At 42.9% G+C, this 19771-nt stretch carries 14 protein-coding genes, 6 tRNA genes and 1 pseudogene; 20 read left to right on the forward strand and 1 reads right to left on the reverse strand.

Annotated features, from left to right (window positions below; genetic code table 11):
- Positions 1-135: 135 nt before the first annotated feature.
- The 9 genes from eno to rpoS all read left to right on the forward strand — a co-directional run bounded on the left by eno (position 136) and on the right by rpoS (position 7842).
- Positions 136-1437 carry a phosphopyruvate hydratase gene (eno, locus tag IEY48_RS03665; RefSeq protein WP_188917376.1) on the forward strand — a complete coding sequence of 434 codons (1302 nt, stop codon included), beginning with the start codon at positions 136-138 and terminating at the stop codon, positions 1435-1437.
- Between the two features lie 99 nt (positions 1438-1536).
- Complete coding sequence (gene ftsB / locus IEY48_RS03670) at positions 1537-1839, forward strand: cell division protein FtsB (protein ID WP_188917378.1); 303 nt, start codon at positions 1537-1539, stop codon at positions 1837-1839.
- A gap of 47 nt (positions 1840-1886) precedes the next feature.
- Positions 1887-2588: a 2-C-methyl-D-erythritol 4-phosphate cytidylyltransferase gene (gene ispD / locus IEY48_RS03675; protein WP_188917380.1), complete on the forward strand. Its 702-nt coding sequence runs from the start codon at positions 1887-1889 to the stop codon at positions 2586-2588.
- A gap of 36 nt (positions 2589-2624) precedes the next feature.
- The gene (ispF, locus tag IEY48_RS03680; RefSeq protein ID WP_188917382.1) at positions 2625-3110 is read left to right on the forward strand and encodes a 2-C-methyl-D-erythritol 2,4-cyclodiphosphate synthase; all 486 of its coding nucleotides are present in this window, start codon (positions 2625-2627) and stop codon (positions 3108-3110) included.
- Between the two features lie 22 nt (positions 3111-3132).
- Positions 3133-4230 (forward strand): tRNA pseudouridine(13) synthase TruD, encoded by a 1098-nt coding sequence (gene truD / locus IEY48_RS03685; protein WP_188917384.1) that lies wholly within the window; start codon positions 3133-3135, stop codon positions 4228-4230.
- A 2-nt stretch (positions 4231-4232) separates the two neighbouring features.
- Complete coding sequence (gene surE / locus IEY48_RS03690) at positions 4233-4982, forward strand: 5'/3'-nucleotidase SurE (RefSeq protein WP_188917386.1); 750 nt, start codon at positions 4233-4235, stop codon at positions 4980-4982.
- A complete protein-coding gene (locus IEY48_RS03695) occupies positions 4979-5614 on the forward strand; it encodes a protein-L-isoaspartate(D-aspartate) O-methyltransferase (RefSeq protein WP_188917456.1) in 636 nt (211 codons plus the stop codon). Before surE ends, IEY48_RS03695 begins: the two co-directional genes overlap by 4 nt.
- A gap of 244 nt (positions 5615-5858) precedes the next feature.
- The gene (locus IEY48_RS03700) at positions 5859-6791 is read left to right on the forward strand and encodes a peptidoglycan DD-metalloendopeptidase family protein (RefSeq protein ID WP_373293690.1); all 933 of its coding nucleotides are present in this window, start codon (positions 5859-5861) and stop codon (positions 6789-6791) included.
- A 79-nt stretch (positions 6792-6870) separates the two neighbouring features.
- Complete coding sequence (gene rpoS / locus IEY48_RS03705) at positions 6871-7842, forward strand: RNA polymerase sigma factor RpoS (protein ID WP_188917390.1); 972 nt, start codon at positions 6871-6873, stop codon at positions 7840-7842.
- Positions 7843-7958: 116 nt separating this feature from the next.
- On the opposite strand, the gene mutS is transcribed toward rpoS, so the two are convergent.
- Complete coding sequence (gene mutS / locus IEY48_RS03710; protein ID WP_188917392.1) at positions 7959-10535, reverse strand: DNA mismatch repair protein MutS; 2577 nt, start codon at positions 10533-10535, stop codon at positions 7959-7961.
- 285 nt (positions 10536-10820) lie between these two features.
- Here mutS and IEY48_RS03715 point away from each other — a divergent pair.
- The 11 genes and pseudogenes from IEY48_RS03715 (at position 10821) to oadA (ending at position 19767) form a co-directional block, all read left to right on the forward strand.
- A pseudogene (locus IEY48_RS03715) lies at positions 10821-11695 on the forward strand (recombinase RecA).
- A gap of 720 nt (positions 11696-12415) precedes the next feature.
- Positions 12416-15040 carry an alanine--tRNA ligase gene (alaS, locus tag IEY48_RS03720; protein WP_188917394.1) on the forward strand — a complete coding sequence of 875 codons (2625 nt, stop codon included), beginning with the start codon at positions 12416-12418 and terminating at the stop codon, positions 15038-15040.
- Between the two features lie 425 nt (positions 15041-15465).
- On the forward strand, positions 15466-15663 hold the full coding sequence (csrA, locus tag IEY48_RS03725; protein WP_188917397.1) for a carbon storage regulator CsrA: 198 nt from the start codon (positions 15466-15468) through the stop codon (positions 15661-15663).
- 250 nt (positions 15664-15913) lie between these two features.
- Positions 15914-16005 (forward strand) — tRNA-Ser (locus tag IEY48_RS03730).
- 23 nt (positions 16006-16028) lie between these two features.
- A tRNA-Arg gene (locus IEY48_RS03735) sits at positions 16029-16105 on the forward strand.
- A 27-nt stretch (positions 16106-16132) separates the two neighbouring features.
- A tRNA-Arg gene (locus IEY48_RS03740) sits at positions 16133-16209 on the forward strand.
- A 27-nt stretch (positions 16210-16236) separates the two neighbouring features.
- Positions 16237-16313 (forward strand) — tRNA-Arg (locus tag IEY48_RS03745).
- A gap of 7 nt (positions 16314-16320) precedes the next feature.
- Positions 16321-16412 (forward strand) — tRNA-Ser (locus IEY48_RS03750).
- Positions 16413-16479: 67 nt separating this feature from the next.
- Positions 16480-16556: transfer RNA gene (locus IEY48_RS03755), tRNA-Arg, on the forward strand.
- Positions 16557-17720: 1164 nt separating this feature from the next.
- The gene (locus tag IEY48_RS03760) at positions 17721-17963 is read left to right on the forward strand and encodes an OadG family protein (protein WP_188917398.1); all 243 of its coding nucleotides are present in this window, start codon (positions 17721-17723) and stop codon (positions 17961-17963) included.
- A 13-nt stretch (positions 17964-17976) separates the two neighbouring features.
- The gene (gene oadA, locus IEY48_RS03765; RefSeq protein ID WP_188917400.1) at positions 17977-19767 is read left to right on the forward strand and encodes a sodium-extruding oxaloacetate decarboxylase subunit alpha; all 1791 of its coding nucleotides are present in this window, start codon (positions 17977-17979) and stop codon (positions 19765-19767) included.
- The last annotated feature ends 4 nt before the right edge of the window (positions 19768-19771 follow it).

Here is a 19771-nt window from a genome sequence, read left to right on the forward strand (position 1 = left end):
AGATAAAATAAAATTACCAAACTGAAAGTTAAATACCAATAAATCGACAGCTTTAACGAATATAGTGGTTTTATTGGTATTGGCTTTTAACTTTTATATAAATTTTTTAATTTACTGACACAGTACGAGGAAATTATGGCTAACATTCTTAAAGTGATTGGTCGCGAGATTATGGATTCGCGTGGCAACCCAACCGTAGAAGCAGAAGTGCATTTAGAAGGCGGTTTTGTGGGTATGGCTGCTGCACCCTCTGGCGCATCAACCGGTAGTCGTGAAGCATTAGAACTACGTGACGGCGACAAAGCACGTTATTTAGGTAAAGGTGTACTAAAAGCGGTTGCCGCTGTAAACGGTCCAATTGCAGAAGCCCTTAAAGGTAAAGATGCATTAGACCAGGCAGCACTTGATCAAATCATGATTGATCTAGACGGCACAGAGAACAAAGCTAAGTTTGGGGCGAACGCAATCCTAGCGGTTTCTCTTGCAGCAGCTAAAGCGGCCGCAGCTGCTAAAAACGTGCCTTTATACGCACACATTGCAGATTTAAACGGTACACCAGGTGTTTACTCTATGCCACTTCCTATGATGAACATCATCAATGGTGGTGAGCATGCTGACAACAGTGTTGATATCCAAGAGTTTATGATCCAACCCGTTGGCGCACCAAACTTCCGTGAAGCATTACGTATGGGCGCTGAAGTGTTCCATAGTTTAGCAAAAGTATTAAAAGCACAAGGTCACTCAACAGCCGTTGGTGATGAAGGTGGTTTTGCACCAAACCTTGAGTCAAATGCAGCAGCACTAGCGGCAATTAAAGTCGCTGTAGCTAATGCCGGTTACGAGCTAGGTAAAGACATTACCTTAGCACTAGACTGTGCAGCATCTGAATTCTACGACAAAGAAGCCAATATTTATCACCTAAAAGGTGAGGGAAAAAAGTTCACTTCAGAAGAGTTTAACCACTTCTTAGCTGATCTTGCTAACCAGTACCCAATCGTATCGATTGAAGATGGTCTAGACGAATCAGATTGGGATGGTTTTGCGCATCAAACTAAATTGTTAGGTGACAAAATTCAGTTAGTTGGCGACGATTTATTCGTCACCAACACAAAAATCCTTAAGCGTGGTATCGACAACGGTATTGCAAACTCTATCCTAATTAAATTCAACCAAATTGGTTCATTAACTGAAACCTTGGCTGCAATTAAAATGGCTAAAGATGCTGGCTTTACCGCAGTGATTTCACACCGTAGCGGCGAAACTGAAGATTCAACCATTGCTGATTTAGCTGTCGGTACTGCTGCTGGCCAAATCAAAACGGGTTCATTAAGCCGTAGTGACCGTGTTGCTAAATACAACCAATTACTTCGTATTGAAGAAGCGTTAGGTGCAAAAGCACCATTTAACGGCCTTAAAGAAGTGAAAGGTCAAGCATAATTTTTTGCTTTAGTTTAAAAAGGCCACCACTCGGTGGCCTTTTTTGTTGTACTATAACCAACAGACATTTTAGGGGTTAATACAGCGTAACTTGATATTATGAAACGACTAATATTATTAATGATAGGTTTATTGGCAATTTTGCAATATCGGCTGTGGCTAGGCGATAACAATTTATCAGAGTATGTCGTGCTGCAAGCCCAGATTGACGCCCAGCAACAAAGCAACCAAAAGCTGGTGGCCCGCAATCAAATCCTTAAAGAAGAAATCATCGATCTAAAAAGTGGCACCGAAGCCATTGAAGAGCGTGCTCGTAACGAACTTGGCATGGTCAAAGACGGTGAGACTTTTTACCGCGTGGTGGGCAGTGAGCTGCGCGAGCAACAACCGTTTAACCCATAAAATCATTCGCTTTAACTACGCCATAATAACGATAACAATGGTCTACTATGCAAAACAACTCTGATTCTATTATTGCGATTGTGCCAGCTGCAGGTATCGGTAGTCGTATGGCGGCTGATAAACCTAAGCAATATTTACAACTCGGCCAACAAACCATTTTAGCGCACACTCTCGATGTTTTATTATCACACCCACAGATCGCCCAAGTGGTTATCGCGCTTCATCCACAAGACCAGTACTTTCAGCATTTAGCCCAGTCTAAACACCCTAAATTGACCCAAGTTATAGGTGGGGGAGAACGGGCAGACTCTGTATTGGCGGCCCTGAACATGGCCAAGACCATTAACCCAACAGCCTGGGCATTGGTTCACGATGCTGCCAGACCTTGTTTGTGCCATAGCGATATCGATAAGCTGCTAGAATCACAGTCACGCTTTCCTCAAGGGGCGATTTTAGCCGCTCCGGTACGTGATACCATGAAGCGCAGTGACGCCAGTGGCATTATCACTAATACGGTTGAAAGAGCATTATTATGGCATGCATTAACGCCACAATATTTTCCTATCGACACGTTACAGGCTAACCTTGCTAATGCCCTTAAAGCTAACGTCAATATTACCGACGAGGCTAGTGCAATGGAGTGGGCAGGTGTTATGCCCGGCTTGGTGACAGGCCGTGTTGATAATATTAAAGTCACTCACCCTGATGATTTACAGCTTGCTCAACTGTTTATGTCGCAAGCACAATAACCACATTGTAAAGATAACTTCGCCGCAAGGATTAACATGAATATACGTATTGGCCATGGTTTTGATGTACATAAGTTTGGTGGCGATAAACCACTTATTTTAGGTGGTGTTGTTGTTCCTTATGACACTGGGTTAATTGCTCATTCTGATGGCGATGTGGTTTTACATGCTGTGAGCGACGCTATTCTAGGGGCGATGGCATTAGGCGATATTGGCAAACATTTTCCTGACACTGATGTTAATTTTGCAGGGGCTGATAGCCGGGCGCTTTTAAAGCATTGTTATCAATTGGCCGTTGAGAAACAGTTTGTCATTGGCAATCTTGATGTCACTGTGATTGCCCAGGCTCCTAAGATGGCGCCACATATTGAGGCAATACGTCAATGTTTAAGTGACGATTTACAAACCGAACTCGACAATATAAATGTCAAAGCGACCACCACTGAAAAGCTGGGTTTTACCGGACGTAAAGAAGGTATAGCTGTAGAAGCTGTCGTACTGATGGTAAGTCAATCGCGTTAATCACATAGAGAATGCTAGTTAGATGAATGAATTACATTACCTGTTAGGTAAACCTTCAAGCCAAGCCGATTTACGAACTCACAATAGTGATTTTATTGTCAAAGAAATTTTGCCTTTTACCCCTACGGGTGAAGGTGAACATCATATGCTGCATATCCAAAAAAATGGCTTGAACACCGTCTATGTCGCTGAAGTGATTGCCAAGTTTGCTAAAGTGCACCCCAAAGAAGTGACCTATGCTGGGCAAAAAGATAAAAATGCCGTTACTGAACAGTGGTTTGGTGTACGTATTCCTGGCAAAGAAACGCCCGAGTGGACTCAATTAAATAACGATAAACTCACGGTGCTATCAAGTAGTCGTCACAGCAAAAAACTGCGAATTGGTGCACTGCTTGGTAATCGTTTTGTCCTTACCTTGCGCAATATTACTGATGTTGCTGACGTTGAATCTCGATTGCAGCAGATTGCCGCCGCCGGAGTACCAAACTATTTTGGCGAACAACGCTTTGGTCATGATGGTAAAAACTTAGTGATGGGACGCCAGATGTTAAATGGTGGCCGTAATGTTAAAGATCGTAACAAACGCAGCATGTATTTATCAGCTGTGCGCTCAAACATATTTAACCTCGTGGTATCACACCGTTTAGCCACACATCAAACACAAACGATAGTGGGTGATTGTGTGATGCTTGCGGGCAGTAAAAGCTATTTTACCGTCGATGCCTGGGACGATGTGCTTAATAAACGCTTAGCTGAAAAAGACATCCAATTATCTGCACCACTTTGGGGCCGCGGTAACCCACTGGCAAAAGATGCTGCTTTTGAGCTAGAAATGACGCCATTAACAGATTATTCAGACGATTTATCTGGGCTTGAAAATGCTGGTTTATCACAAGAAAGACGGCCTTTGTTGCTTGAGCCTCAAGGAATGAAATGGCACTTTGACGCAGATGTCCTTACGCTTGAGTTTATGTTGCCCGCTGGCAGTTATGCTACCTCGGTACTGCGCGAACTTGCTAACTATCAAGATGTCCAAGAACAACAAAGAAAAGTCATGATAGCTGAGCAACAAGCACAACGTTTAGCACAATCTGAATCAACCTCTCAAAAAGAGTCATAACGATGATAAATATTTTGGTCAGTAATGATGATGGCGTTCATGCTCCTGGCATTATCGCGTTAACTCAAGCGTTGAGTGAGTTTGCTCAAGTGTTGACTGTCGCGCCTGACCGAAACTGTTCTGGGGCGAGCAACTCTTTAACCTTGACTAATCCATTAAGAATTAATAACTTAGATAATGGTTATATTTCAGTCAATGGTACACCTACTGACTGTGTCCATTTAGCCATTAGACAGTTATGTCAGCATGAGCCTGATATTGTGGTTTCTGGTATTAATGCTGGAGCGAATATGGGGGATGATACTTTGTATTCTGGTACCGTGGCCGCGGCGATGGAAGGGCGCTTTTTAGGCTTACCCGCTATCGCAATTTCGTTAGTCGGTAAATCGTTAACTCATTATGACAGTGCAGCGATTTATGCTGCAAAAATAGTTAAGGGCTTGCTGGCACACCCCGTTAATAGCGATCAAATTTTAAATGTAAATGTACCTGATTTGCCTTTAGAACAAATTAAAGGCATTAAAGTGACACGTTTAGGAGCAAGGCATAAAGCCGAGGGTATGATTAAAACCCAAGACCCTGCTGGCAGAGACATCTACTGGCTTGGCCCGGTGGGCAGTGAGCAAGATGCTGGCGAAGGTACCGATTTTGGCGCAATAGCAGCAGGTTATGTCTCAATCACGCCTTTAACCGTAGACTTAACAGCTTACAATCAATTAAACGGATTAGCTGAGTGGATAACAAAAATATGACCCACGTTGCATCAACATCAGCAGTGAATTTAGCAAAAAAATTGTCTGATGCAGGCATCCGCCACCCAGCAGTATTACAAGCGGTGGCCACCACGCCGCGAGAGTTATTTCTTGACGGTGCATTAGCACATAAAGCCTATGAAAATACTGCGTTACCGATAGGCCAGGGGCAAACGATTTCGCAGCCTTATATCGTAGCGCGTATGACCGAATTGCTCTTGCAACACAATCCGCAAAAAGTACTCGAAATTGGCACTGGCTCGGGATATCAAGCTGCAGTACTGGCGTCACTCATTCCTGAGCTGTGTACTATAGAGCGAATAAAAGCGTTGCAAATTCAAGCTAGGCAACGATTAAAACGCTTAGACTTGCACAATGTATCGTTTAAATATGGTGACGGCTGGCAGGGGTGGCCTAATCGTGGCCCTTTTGATGGCATCATGGTGACTGCAGCGGCTGCGTCTGTGCCTCAAGCCTTGCTTGAGCAGTTAGCTGATAACGGCGTATTAATTATTCCAGTAGGTGAGGATACTCAGCAGCTGCTTAAGATTACGCGTACAGGGCATGAGTTTCACTCCGAAATAGTAGAAGCCGTTAAATTTGTGCCATTAATCAATGGTGATTTAGCGTAACATTGTTAGGTTAATTGTTGTTTAAAGCCATTACTCGTGAGTTGTGGCGATGATATGTAAAGTAGAGTTTATGACTATCTAAGTAAGTAATAACACTGTGTTAAAACAAAAAATAACACTAAAAACTTAGTGAAACGTCTTTTTTGTTGTGTTGTATCAAAGCTTGTTGCAAGGTATTGCTTAGTGTTAAACGTGCTAGCTCACACTTTCACCTTATTCTTGTGTATTTCCTAAAGGACTTAGTTTGATGAAAACCGGTTGGCCAAATTGTTTGGTCTTAGCAATTATGCTGACAGGATGTAGTTTTCAAGCTGATCGTCCTGCGCCGGTTGATAGTTTATCATCAAGTCAATATGCTCCTCGTTACCACAAAGGTTCGTTAAAAAGCCATCAATACCAGGTCAAGAAGGGCGATACCCTGTATTCGATAGCGTGGGGTGCTGGGCGTAATTTTGTTGAGCTGGCGCGTGAGAATAATTTACAAGCCCCTTATACGATTTATCCAGGGCAAATGCTTAATTTGGTCTTGGCAAAGAAAACAGTATCGTCGAGCCAAAAATCTTCACAATCTTATGTGCCTGCAGTGCAAACAAATGCTGCCACGGTACCTTATTCTACACCCCCCAGCCGTTCTGAAAATAAAACAATCGTTTCAAACTCTTCGGCAAACTCAAGTGCAGCGCCTGTTTTAAACAGAACGAAAAAAGATCTTGATCACAATAAAAAGCCTGCGTATTCTGTAACAACTACCCAACAAAATGTTAACCAAAGTGCAATCGGTGCCACCGCCAACTTGCCAAAACAAGTTCAGCAATGGCATTGGCCAGTGAGAGGTCGAATTATTGGATATTTTTCGACATCGGAACAAGGCAATCAAGGTATTAAAATTGCTGGTAATCGCGGTGATATTATTAAAGCCGCTGCTGATGGAAGGGTCGTGTACGCGGGCAATGCGTTACGGGGATATGGCAACTTAGTGATTATTAAACATAATGATGATTTTTTAAGTGCTTATGCTCATACAGACACGATAATGGTTAAAGAAAAGCAATATGTTAGCGCAGGGCAAACAGTTGCAAAAATGGGCAGTACCGGGACAAACCAAGTCATGCTTCATTTTGAAGTACGTTATCACGGTAAGTCAGTAAACCCATTACGATATCTACCTAAACAGTAATAGTTTAGCAACATAAATAACGGAGGATAGGCGAGTGCAGTAGATTACATACCACAAAATTAGGTTTGGGAGAGCAATTATGAGCCGCAAAAAAAGTACTGCTTCAGCAGAACAACTTGTCGATCTAGCTAAACAACCACAAGAGGTTGCAGCCAATAATGGCGATTTGGTGCAGCAACTCGATATCGAAGAAAAGGTCCAAGATGATCTTCAAAAAAATCTCGACGCCACTCAACTATATTTAGGTGAAATTGGTTTTTCTCCGCTGCTAACAGCTGAAGAAGAAGTCTATTTTTCACGTAAATCTCTTAAAGGCTGCGAAAAATCTCGCAACCGCATGATCGAAAGTAATTTGCGTCTCGTTGTTAAAATTTCCCGAAGATACAACAATCGTGGTTTGGCATTGCTTGATCTTATCGAAGAAGGCAATTTAGGCCTGATCAGAGCGGTAGAAAAATTTGATCCTGAACGCGGTTTCCGTTTTTCAACTTATGCGACTTGGTGGATCAGACAAACCATTGAACGTGCGATTATGAATCAAACACGCACAATTAGACTTCCTATTCACGTGGTGAAAGAATTAAATGTGTATTTGCGTACAGCAAGACAGCTGGCGCAAAAACTGGACCACGAACCCACAGCAGAAGAAATCGCTGAAAAGCTTGATGTATCAACCGGTGATGTTAGCCGTATGCTTAAACTGAATGAGAAAATTACTTCAGTTGACTCACCGCTTGGCGGCGAAAACGAAAAAGCGTTATTAGACGTGATTGCCGATGATGACTCGGTAGGGCCAGATCATCGCGTACAAAACGAAGACTTATCAAACTCTATTGTAGGTTGGTTAAACGAGCTCAACACTAAGCAACGTGAAGTATTGGCAAGGCGCTTTGGTTTATTGGGTTATGAGCCATCAACACTTGAAAATGTCGGTGCTGAAATTGGTTTAACCCGTGAGCGTGTTCGTCAAATTCAGGTAGAAGCGCTTAAACGATTAAAAGATCTACTTGGATCGCAAGGGTTATCAGTGGAAGCATTATTTAGAGACTAGAGACTAGAGACTAGAGACTAGCTAGCAAAAGTGTGCGGCTAAGCTAAGCCGCACTATGATATGAACACTATAAGGACACATTGGCGTGTCCTTTTTTATTGCTTACAATTTTACGCTTAATTGGCTAGTTTTTTTAGCTCATACAATAAGTCCAATGCCTGCTTAGGTGTAAAATCATCAGGGTTTATTTGTGCTAGCTTATCCATGGCAGGCAAAGGTTCCGGCATCGGCGCAAGTAAATTCATGCTCACCTGACTTGGTGCTTGTTCTGCAGCTGTTATATCGCGATTTTCGAGTTGATGCAGCTTATGCTTGGCAGCCTTAATGACTTGATTTGGTACACCGGCTAATGCGGCAACTTGTAAACCATAACTCTTACTGGCAGCGCCCTCTTGAACCGCATGCATAAAGGCAATGGTATCGTCATGCTCAATCGCATCTAAGTGAACATTCACTACCGCGGGTAATATTTCAGGTAATTGGGTGAGCTCAAAATAATGGGTCGCAAATAAGGTCAAAGCACTGACTTGTTTGGCAAGATATTCTGCAGCAGACCATGCTAGCGATAAACCATCATAGGTTGAGGTTCCTCGGCCAATTTCATCCATTAACACTAAGCTATTGGCGGTGGCATTATGCAAAATATTGGCGGTTTCGGTCATCTCGACCATAAAGGTTGAGCGACCCGATGCTAGATCGTCAGATGCGCCAATACGAGTAAATATTCGATCGATTTCGCCAATTTGTGCAGCATCAGCAGGCACAAAACAACCAATGTGCGCCATTAAGGTGATAAGTGCTACTTGACGCATGTAAGTCGACTTACCGCCCATATTAGGACCGGTCACAATTAACATTTTACGTTGTGGGGTTAGGCTTACAGGGTTGGCAATAAAGGCGGATTGACTGACCTGTTCAACGACAGGGTGACGACCTGCATCGATATGAATTCCGATATCGTTTGTCATCTGTGGGCATTGATAATTGAGCGTTTCTGCACGCTCAGCAAAATTGCTCAAAACATCTAACTGCGCGGCAGCGGTTGCAAAACTTTGTAACTCTTGCAATTTAGGTAACAGTAAATCAAATAATTGTTCCCATAACTGTTTTTCTAACGCGAGCGCTTTACCTTGGCTCGAAAGCACTTTTTCTTCATACTCTTTAAGCTCTGGAGTGATGTAGCGCTCTGTGCCTTTTAATGTTTGGCGACGTTGGTAGCTTAAAGGCACTTTATCAGCTTGTAAGCGGCTGACTTCAATGTAATAACCATGCACGCGGTTATAGCCCACTTTTAGGGTACTGATACCTGTTTGCAGTTTTTCGCGGGCTTCTAGTTCAACCAAATAATCACTCGCGCCTTCGCTCAATTTCCGCCACTCATCTAACTCGGCATGGTAACCGCTTTTAATTACACCGCCATCGCGAATTAACATCGGCGGGTTATCGACAATCGCGCGCTCGAGTAGGTCGTGCTGCTCAGGAAACTCGCCCAACTGCGTCGCTAATGTCATCATTTGTGGTTGTTGGCATTGAGACAATGTTTGCTGAACAGAGGGCAATAATGCTAACGCTTGCTTTAAGCGTGAAAAATCGCGTGGTCTGGCGCTGCGCAGGGCGAGACGAGCCATAATTCGTTCAATATCGCCCAAGCTTTTTAGTTGCTCATGCAGAGTATGGTAAAGGTCGTTTTCAATTAACTCATTGACCGCACCGTGGCGTAATTGAACAGCTTGGCGATCGCGAAGTGGTTCGTGGATCCAGCGCTGCAGCATGCGGCTGCCCATAGGCGTTGCCGTATTATCGAGTACCCAAGCAAGGGTGTTGTCGCGTCCACCTGATAAATTTTGAGTTAATTCTAAATTACGACGCGTCGCAGCATCTAAAATAATTGATTCAGATTGATTAAAGCGCACAATTGAATTGATGTGCGGCAAGGCCATTTTTTGGGTGTCTTTAACATATTGCATTAAACAGCCTGCAGCTTGTAATGCTAATCGCGCATCGCTTATGCCAAAGCCATGTAAATCTTTGGTGCCAAATTGGTTGAGCAATAAATTGACGCAGGTGTCGTAATCAAACTCCCATTCAGGTCGGCGGCGAATACCTTTCATGTGATTGATTAATAACATGTCGGTAAAATCTTCGCTGTACAGTAACTCAGCTGGGTGGGTGCGTTGCAACTCGGCTTCTAATGCTTCGCGTGTTGGCAGCTCGGCAATGACAAAACGTCCAGATGAGATATCCAGTGTGGCATAGCCAAAACCACTTTTACCTTGATAAAGCGCGGCAAGTAGGTTGTCTTGTTTTTCTTGTAATAGTGCTTCATCGGTTAATGTGCCAGGGGTAACAATGCGCACAACTTGACGCTCAACTGGGCCTTTTGAAGTCGCTGGGTCGCCAATTTGTTCACAAATAGCCACAGACTGACCGATTTGAACCAATTTAGCTAAATAGCCTTCAACGGCATGGTAAGGAATACCGGCCATTGGGATTGGGTCGCCACCACTTTTACCTCGAGCGGTTAATGAAATACCCAGCAGTTCAGAGGCTTTTTTGGCATCATCATAAAATAACTCGTAAAAATCTCCCATTCGATAGAACAGCAACATCTCAGCATGAGCGGCTTTTAAGCTCAAATATTGTCGCATCATCGGGGTATGTTTTTCTAAATCGCTGGTATCAATTACAGTCATTATGGACTCTTCACTCTATCAATCTTGGGGCACGAAACTTTATGGCGTTAATCTTAACAATTTTTATCTTCGGGGTATAAATCAATTCATAATAAAAATTGCCGGTTGGGTAAAATGTTGATGTCAAAAGGCAAATTAACTTGAAATAAAAAAAATTACCATCAGCACTTGATACTGTATGACTATACAGTATACTGATGAACATATTGAGATGAGTTACAACATTTCACCTAAATACAAAACGCATTTTACTAAACGTATTGAATGCCTTAAGAGGGTTTTACAATGAAGGTTGATCCAAACAAAGAGAAAGCACTAGCCGCCGTTTTAGGCCAAATTGAAAAGCAATTTGGTAAAGGCTCAATTATGAAATTGGGCGAAGACCGCACAATGGATGTTGAAACTATCTCTACCGGTTCACTTTCATTAGACGTCGCGTTGGGTGCTGGTGGTTTACCAATGGGCCGTATCGTTGAAATCTACGGACCAGAATCGTCAGGTAAAACCACATTAACGCTTGAGGTTATTGCTGCGGCACAAGCATGCACTCGACCCTATCTACGCTAAAAAGCTTGGCGTTGATATTGATAACTTACTTTGTTCTCAGCCAGACACGGGTGAACAAGCGCTTGAAATTTGTGATGCATTAACACGCTCAGGCGCCGTTGACGTGATCATTGTTGACTCGGTAGCAGCATTAACACCTAAAGCTGAAATCGAAGGTGAAATCGGTGATTCACATATGGGCTTAGCAGCTATCAGTTCGTTTAGATATTCGCCGTACCGGTGCTGTGAAAGACGGTGATGAAGTGGTGGGTAACGAAACTCGCGTTAAAGTGGTTAAAAACAAAATTGCAGCACCATTTAAGCAAGCTGAATTCCAAATTCTTTATGGTCAAGGGATTAATCGTACCGGTGAGTTAGTTGATTTAGGTGTACAGCATAAAATAGTGGACAAAGCCGGTGCATGGTACAGCTATAAAGGTGACAAAATTGGTCAAGGTCGTGCTAACGCCGGTAAATACCTAATTGAAAATCCAGCAATCGCTAATGAAATTGACACCACACTGCGCTCGTTATTGTTAGCAAGCGGCAGCAGTTTAGCAAATGCTGATGATGGTGATGAAAACATTGATTTAGAAACGGGCGAAGTTTTTTAATCTAGGCTTGCCTAGTATATAAACCCATCAGCTGAAAAGTCGTGGTTGCGTTTGTTACGCGCCGCGACTTTTTTGTTTTGGAACCAGGCAAAAGTTACATCATTTTGATGAGCAAGAAATAGAGCAAGCCCAGATCTGGCAAAGCACACTGCTATTTAAACGACTAACATTATGCCGTTAGTTTGACTAATAATCACATCAATAAAGGCCATGGAAGTGCGCGAACCTAGCAAGCTTTGGCTCAAAGAGGTTTGGTTAAAAAAGGTTTGGCTAAAGAGACAATGAAACCGCCATTAATAACGCGATTGTGATTGGTTTGAGCCGTGTATATCAAAAGCCACAAAAAATACGGCCTATTAACTGTAGATAATAACAAAGAAAAATCCCTTGGTATTCGTCTTCTCATTGGGCAAAGTGTTAGTTTGAACATCTTGCTTATGTCTTTAGCTATGATCCCTACACGTTAGATATAAAGCGCTAACGCCTTAAGATGACTCAAGTCATCTCTAATAAGCCTCCTTAATAACATTGTTGATGCTAATAATCGCGCTATTGCGGCATTTATGCGATAAAACTATTGAGCAATTATCGTTTTTTGCTCAGATGATAATCGGTTTACTCGTCTCGCTTATTCCCTTAAATTCAGTATATAATGCCTTCATTTACTGGCTTGCGTGTCAAGCTGGGTATTTTTGTATTCTTCTATTTCAGGGCCATTTCATGTTTCAGACTACAGCAGAGTTAAGAAGTGCTTTTTTAAAGTATTTTGAAGATAACGGACATCAGGTTGTTGATAGCAGCTCACTCGTTCCCACTAACGACCCAACACTGTTATTTACCAATGCGGGTATGAACCAGTTTAAAGATGTGTTCCTAGGCATGGACAAGCGTAATTACACACGCGCAACCACATCTCAGCGCTGTGTGCGCGCAGGTGGTAAGCACAATGATTTAGATAACGTGGGTTATACCGCACGTCACCACACTTTTTTTGAAATGCTAGGTAACTTCAGTTTTGGTGATTACTTTAAAGAAGACGCCATTCGTTTTGCATGGACCTTTTTAACTGAAACCCTAAAACTGCCAAAAGAGCGTCTATGCGTCACTATCTATGAAACAGACGATGAAGCGTATGATATCTGGACTCAAAAAATTGGTATTGCTCCTGAAAACATGATCCGTATTGGTGACAATAAAGGTGCAGCTTACGCATCAGATAACTTCTGGCAGATGGGTGATACCGGTCCTTGTGGTCCATGCAGTGAAATTTTCTATGATCATGGCGATCACATCTGGGGAGGCCGTCCTGGTACTCCTGAAGAAGATGGCGATCGTTTTATTGAAATTTGGAACATCGTATTTATGCAATATAACCGTCAAGCCGACGGTGAAATGCTGCCTTTACCTAAGCCTTCTGTGGATACCGGTATGGGGATTGAGCGTATTGCTGCCATTATGCAAGGTGTACATTCAAACTACGAGATCGATATCTTTAAGCAATTAATTGCTAAAGCTGCAGAGATTATTGGCGTATCTGATTTAGAAAATAAATCACTACGCGTTATTGCTGACCATATCCGTTCATGTGCATTTTTGGTTGCTGACGGTGTTATGCCATCAAACGAAGGTCGCGGATATGTACTACGTCGTATTATTCGCCGCGCAGTACGTCATGGTAATAAGTTAGGTGCTAACGATGCATTTTTCTACAAGTTAGTGCCGACGCTCATTAGCGTGATGGGCGATGCAGCTAACGGCTTAAAAGCCATGCAAGCTATCGTTGAAAAAGCATTAAAAGCCGAAGAAGAGCAATTTGCCCGCACCCTTGAGCGTGGCTTGGTTATTCTAGATGGCGCGTTAAACGGTCTTAAAGGCGACACCTTAGACGGTGAAACCGTCTTTAAATTGTATGACACTTATGGTTTCCCTGTTGACTTGACCGCTGATGTTTGTCGCGAACGTGACATTAATGTTGATGAAGCCGGCTTTGAAGCCGCAATGGCCGAACAAAGAAGCCGTGCACAAGCGGCGGGTAACTTTGGTGCAGATTACAACAGCAATTTAATCATTGATGCTGAAACCCAATTTTGTGGATATAGCGAGTTAACAGGTGAGTCGACTGTGACAGGGTTATATGTTGATGGCAAAGCGGTAGAAAGCGTCGCCGCGGGTCAAAAAGCCATTGTTGTGTTAGCCAATACCCCATTTTATGCTGAGTCAGGCGGGCAGGTTGGTGACAAAGGTGTGTTAAGCACACAAGGTATTGAATTTACCGTTAACGACACTCAAAAATTTGGTCAAGCTACCGGTCATCAAGGTGAATTAGCTCAAGGACAATTAGTTGTCGGCCAAAGCTTATCTGCGCAAGTGGATAAAAAATTACGTCACCGCACTCAATTAAACCATTCTGTGACTCACTTATTGCACGCTGCACTGCGTCAGGTATTAGGCTCTCACGTGACGCAAAAGGGCTCATTAGTGAATCCAGAGCGTTTACGATTTGACTTTTCACACTTTGAAGCCGTTAAGCCATCTGAGTTGAAAACGATTGAAGATCTTGTAAATACTCAAATTCGTCGTAACCATCAGTTAAAAACGGCTGAAATGGCCATTGATGAAGCCAAAGAAAAGGGCGCGATGGCGCTATTTGGTGAAAAGTACGATGACCAAGTCCGCGTAGTCACAATGGGCGACTTCTCTATCGAGCTGTGTGGTGGTACTCATGTTGGCCGCACAGGTGATATTGGATTATTTAAAATCACATCAGAAGGCGGTATTGCTGCCGGCGTTCGCCGTATTGAAGCTGTTACCGGTGCTGCGGCAATGAGTTATGTTGCCGAGCAACAAGCTATGCTAGATGAAGCTGCGCAGTTACTAAAATCTGACAACGCATCAGTGGTGGCTAAGTTAAAAGCCCAGCTTGATAAAGTGAAACAGCTTGAGAAAGACTTATCGCAACTTAAAGATAAGTTAGCCGCTGCAGCAAGTGCAGATATGGCCGGTGATGCTATTGATGTGAATGGCGTGAAAGTGCTGGTTAAAATGATGGAAGGTGTAGACCCTGGTTCATTACGCGGTTTACAAGATGAGTTAAAGCAAAAGCTTAAATCAGCCATTATTGTGCTTGGCACCGCGAGAGACGGCAAAGTAAACCTGATTGCGGGTGTGAGCAATGACTTAACTAAGCAAGTTAAAGCGGGTGAGTTAGTTGCAATGGTTGCTCAGCAGGTGGGTGGTAAAGGTGGTGGACGTCCTGATATGGCGCAAGCTGGCGGTACTCAACCTGAAAATCTAGCCGCTGCATTAGCATCTGTTGAACCATGGATTTCTGAGCGCTTGAGCTAATTTATTCATGATTTCATGATTTAGTCGACACTTAAGTTATAAAGTCTATGATATTCAACTTTATAACTTGAGTGCGAACAGTAGATTTGGCATAGTGAAGTGACTCGCTAGCGGTAGAAGAGTTTGTTGAGCTTTGCACTAGTGTTAATTTAGCGTCTTTAGACTCCAGTGTTATATCGGATGTTTTGCGTTTGATTTTACTGTTTAGATTGATTTAACGACGTGATGATAAATGCGGCCTATTTAAAGTCGTCATGTATGAATAAATGGTTTATCGCCAAGATTTTAAGTTTTCCGAATAGATAATGCCTTATAAACCGACGTATTTTGAAATAGATACTATGATTTTATTAAGAGCAGACATTATAATGAACGCATATTACGGACAAAGCGTGTTATGCAGATTGAACTAAAGGAGCAACCGAATGCTAATTTTGACTCGTCGTGTAGGCGAAACATTAATGATTGGTGATGAAGTCACCGTTACGGTTTTAGGTGTTAAAGGTAACCAGGTACGTATTGGTGTTAATGCACCAAAAGAAGTGTCTGTTCACCGTGAAGAGATCTACCAACGTATTCAGTCTGAGAAGTCAGGTTCACCTTCTGAAGGTGGAAACTACTAATTTCGGCCTATTTGTCCGATATAAACTAAGTCAGCATTTGCTGGCTTTTTTGTTTTTTGGGCAAATAAGCCGTTTTAAAAAATCTTTCAAAATCATTTTTTAAAATAATATTCGCAAAAAAGAATACAGTTTTCATGAGTATTTGAAGCTATTATCTCCAATGTGATTAAAAACAGTCCAAATGAAGTTAGGTTTCCTAAAAAGGGTTTGACTTATTTTCGTCAAACAGTAATATGTGCGCCAAGAAAACGGAGAGGTGGCCGAGTGGCCGAAGGCGCTCCCCTGCTAAGGGAGTATGGGCTTTAAATCCCATCGAGGGTTCGAATCCCTCCTTCTCCGCCATTTCTTACAATAGTTAAATCGATGCGGATGTAGCTCAGCTGGATAGAGTACCTGGCTACGAACCAGGCGGTCGGAGGTTCGAATCCTCCCATCCGCACCATTTACTGTTGATGTGATAAATATGAATGCGCGTGTAGCTCAGCTGGATAGAGTACCTGGCTACGAACCAGGCGGTCGGAGGTTCGAATCCTCCCACGCGCACCATTCATATTGCACCAAAACCCAAATTTCGCGCGTGTAGCTCAGCTGGATAGAGTACCTGGCTACGAACCAGGCGGTCGGAGGTTCGAATCCTCCCACGCGCACCATTTTTGCGGAGAGGTGGCCGAGTGGCCGAAGGCGCTCCCCTGCTAAGGGAGTATGGGCTTTAAATCCCATCGAGGGTTCGAATCCCTCCTTCTCCGCCATTCATTATTTTATTTGTTAGCTATAATGGTTAACATAAAGTATTGAATGGCATGTTGTACCGATTTTGCGCGTGTAGCTCAGCTGGATAGAGTACCTGGCTACGAACCAGGCGGTCGGAGGTTCGAATCCTCCCACGCGCACCATAATAGAAACGCCCTGTATAATTACAGGGCGTTTTTTTATGGACAAAACGTAGAACCTCCTGCATTAATTAATCTACAGCTGTTAACCCACTGTTGTAGCCTCACAGCCTTTGATTTACTTCTATTAAGTCACCAAAGTTAATCCACAGACGTTAATTCACAGACGTTAATTCACAGACGTTAATTCACAGACTTTAATTCACAGACTTTAACCCACTGTCGTAGCTTCACAGCCTTTGATTTACTTCCATTAAGTCACTAACGTTAATCCACAGACGTTAACTCACTGTCGTAGCTTCACAGCCTTTGATTTACTTCCATTAAGTCACCAACGTTAATCCACAGACGTTAACTCACAGACTTTAATCCACTGTCGTTGATTCACTGCCGTTAACTCAGAACCGCAGCGCGGATATTAATATTCGCTATATTCCTCTATATCAGTACACCTAGCACCGTCAACGTTGTTAATCCTGCGTTAGCCATTAGCGACATCTACTTAGCCACTTTAAAACGTCTACAAGTTCAGCTGTTATTTGTCATGGCTTTTAGCCTGGCTGGTCAGCTTAATGGTCGATCATGGCCATTTTTATCACTAGAAAGTTACAGAGTGAGATTGGTAAACGATATCTATGTCTAAAAAGGGGCAATACATGATTGAAGTGTATTTATATTCATATAAAGTGAGTAAATAAACGGTTTTTTGTGTGGGGTGACGACTTATTTGCACTATTTTATCATGTTGCTGAATAGTTAATTTTAACGATTTTATTATGTATTGTTAAAAAATGGCTTAAATATTATTGAATCTTCATTTTTTAGGTGATTATTTTAAACTTTGTTAACCTGCACTGAGATTGGGCATTTATTTTGGTAAGACCAATTTACAAAGGGATAGTATTGTAACCGTTTTTTGTTTATATTTTGTGACAAGATTTTGAGTTTAACGCGTTTAAATAAGCCGTTTTACTCAGATAAACCACGGTGTTGAATGACGTTTGATATGAATATTTGCGCTTGCTTAATTAGCTTGTCGTTAATGTGTGAGTCAATGTGAGATTGTTTTTTTAGATCAAACTGCGAAGTAAGCCTCTATAGTGCATTGATTTAAAACATATTCATCAAATCGGCTGATTTTAATTGTTTGATAAAAAGTGAGGAAACATGACATCGATATCTGAGCAATTATCGGATGCGCTGGGCATCATGATAATGGGCATGGGCTTAGTGTTTACTTTTTTAAGTATCTTAATCGTAGGTATTGGCATTGTCGCAAAGCTTTTTCCTGCACCAGTGGCGGATATTCCCGCACCGCAAGCACCTTCTAATACAGCGGTAGCCACTCACTTAGATCCTAAGTTAGTTGCTGCAATCACCTCTGCGATACATCAATACCGCGCAAAATAATTTTGGAGTCATTATGAGCAAGCCATTAGCATTAACCGATGTCGTACTGCGTGACGCCCATCAATCATTACTCGCAACACGTTTACGTATTGACGATATGTTACCGATTGCCCCTTTGCTAGACAAAGTGGGCTTCTGGTCTCTAGAGTCTTGGGGCGGAGCGACCTTTGACTCTTGTATTCGTTATCTTGGTGAAGATCCTTGGGATCGCATTCGTGAATTAAAGAAAGCCATGCCAAATACGCCGCAACAAATGTTATTGCGTGGGCAAAATCTTTTAGGCTACCGTCATTATGCTGATGATGTTGTGACTCGCTTTGTTGAGCGCGCTCATACCAATGGTGTGGACGTATTCCGTATTTTTGATGCAATGAACGATGTGCGTAACCTTGAAACCGCTGTAAAAGCCGTTAAGAACGTTGGTGGGCATGCCCAAGGCACCATTTCATTTACCACAAGCCCCGTGCACACCATCGATACCTGGGTGGATATGGCTAAACGTTTAGAAGACATGGGCGCAGATTCTTTATGTATTAAAGACATGGCAGGCTTACTCAAGCCGATGCAAGCTTATGAATTAATCAGTCGCCTAAAATCGCAAACCGATTTAATGGTCTCAATGCATTGCCATGCTACAACAGGCTTAAGCACTGCAACCTATCAAAAAGCCATTGAAGCAGGAGTCGATGTTTTAGATACCGCGATATCATCAATGAGCCAAACCTATGGTCACAGCGCCACTGAAACGCTTGTTGCTATGGTTGAAGATACCGACAGAGCGACTGGCTATGACATGGTGTTGCTTGAAGAGATAGCCGCTTATTTCCGTGATGTTCGTAAAAAATACGTTCGTTTTGAAGGTGCATTAAAAGGGATTGATTCACGTATTTTACGTGCTCAAGTGCCTGGCGGCATGTTAACTAACATGGAAAACCAATTAAAAGAGCAGGGCGCTGCAGACAAAATGGATGCCGTGCTAGAAGAAATTCCACGGGTGCGTGAAGATCTCGGGTTCTTACCTTTAGTCACCCCAACATCACAAATTGTTGGCTCTCAGTCAGTGATTAACGTGTTAATGGGCGAGCGCTACAAGTCGATGACCAAAGAGACCGAAGGGGTATTAAAAGGTGAGTATGGCGCCACGCCAGCGCCTGTTAATGCCGAGCTACAAGCTCGAGTATTAAAAGGCGAAGATCCTATTACTTGTCGCCCTGCAGACTTAATTGCACCTGAGCTTGATAAATTACGTACAGAATTAGCTGAAAAAGCCAAAGAACAAGGTTTTGCGTTAGCAAGCGAATCTGATGACGACGTTATGACCTACGCACTGTTTAACCAAATTGGTTTGCAGTTCTTGAAAAATCGCGGCAATCCAGATGCATTTGAACCTGTGCCAAGTGCCGATGACCTCCAAGTTAAAGCGAGTGCTGACAACGGGCCACAAACTTATACCGTCAATGTTGAAGGCCAAAGCTTTGTTGTTGAAGTCAGCGAAGGCGGCGATATCAGTCAAATCACCCCAACAGCAGCACCTGTATCGGCAAGCCCAGCCCCGGTTGCAGCGGCTCCCTCTGCACCTACGGGTGAAGTTAAATGCACTATGGCTGCGCCTCTGTCGGGTAACATCTTTAAGGTGCTGGTTAACAATGGTCAAGCGGTTAAAGCCGGTGAAGTGTTGATTATTCTTGAAGCAATGAAAATGGAAACCGAAATTCGTGCTCAGCAAGACGGTGTTGTCGCAAACCTTGCCGTTAAGCAAGGTGACAGTGTGACAGTGGGTTCAGCATTACTTGCATTAGCATAAGAGG

Source organism: Shewanella saliphila (assembly GCF_014648295.1).
Taxonomy (GTDB): domain Bacteria; phylum Pseudomonadota; class Gammaproteobacteria; order Enterobacterales; family Shewanellaceae; genus Shewanella; species Shewanella saliphila.

Coding starts and splice junctions, on each gene's coding strand:
- eno (WP_188917376.1), top strand. CDS start 136: ATGGCTAACATTCTTAAAGTGATTGGTCGCGAGATTATGGATTCGCGT.
- ftsB (WP_188917378.1), top strand. CDS start 1,537: ATGAAACGACTAATATTATTAATGATAGGTTTATTGGCAATTTTGCAA.
- ispD (WP_188917380.1), top strand. CDS start 1,887: ATGCAAAACAACTCTGATTCTATTATTGCGATTGTGCCAGCTGCAGGT.
- ispF (WP_188917382.1), top strand. CDS start 2,625: ATGAATATACGTATTGGCCATGGTTTTGATGTACATAAGTTTGGTGGC.
- truD (WP_188917384.1), top strand. CDS start 3,133: ATGAATGAATTACATTACCTGTTAGGTAAACCTTCAAGCCAAGCCGAT.
- surE (WP_188917386.1), top strand. CDS start 4,233: ATGATAAATATTTTGGTCAGTAATGATGATGGCGTTCATGCTCCTGGC.
- IEY48_RS03695 (WP_188917456.1), top strand. CDS start 4,979: ATGACCCACGTTGCATCAACATCAGCAGTGAATTTAGCAAAAAAATTG.
- rpoS (WP_188917390.1), top strand. CDS start 6,871: ATGAGCCGCAAAAAAAGTACTGCTTCAGCAGAACAACTTGTCGATCTA.
- mutS (WP_188917392.1), bottom strand. CDS start 10,535: ATGACTGTAATTGATACCAGCGATTTAGAAAAACATACCCCGATGATG.
- alaS (WP_188917394.1), top strand. CDS start 12,416: ATGTTTCAGACTACAGCAGAGTTAAGAAGTGCTTTTTTAAAGTATTTT.
- csrA (WP_188917397.1), top strand. CDS start 15,466: ATGCTAATTTTGACTCGTCGTGTAGGCGAAACATTAATGATTGGTGAT.
- IEY48_RS03760 (WP_188917398.1), top strand. CDS start 17,721: ATGACATCGATATCTGAGCAATTATCGGATGCGCTGGGCATCATGATA.
- oadA (WP_188917400.1), top strand. CDS start 17,977: ATGAGCAAGCCATTAGCATTAACCGATGTCGTACTGCGTGACGCCCAT.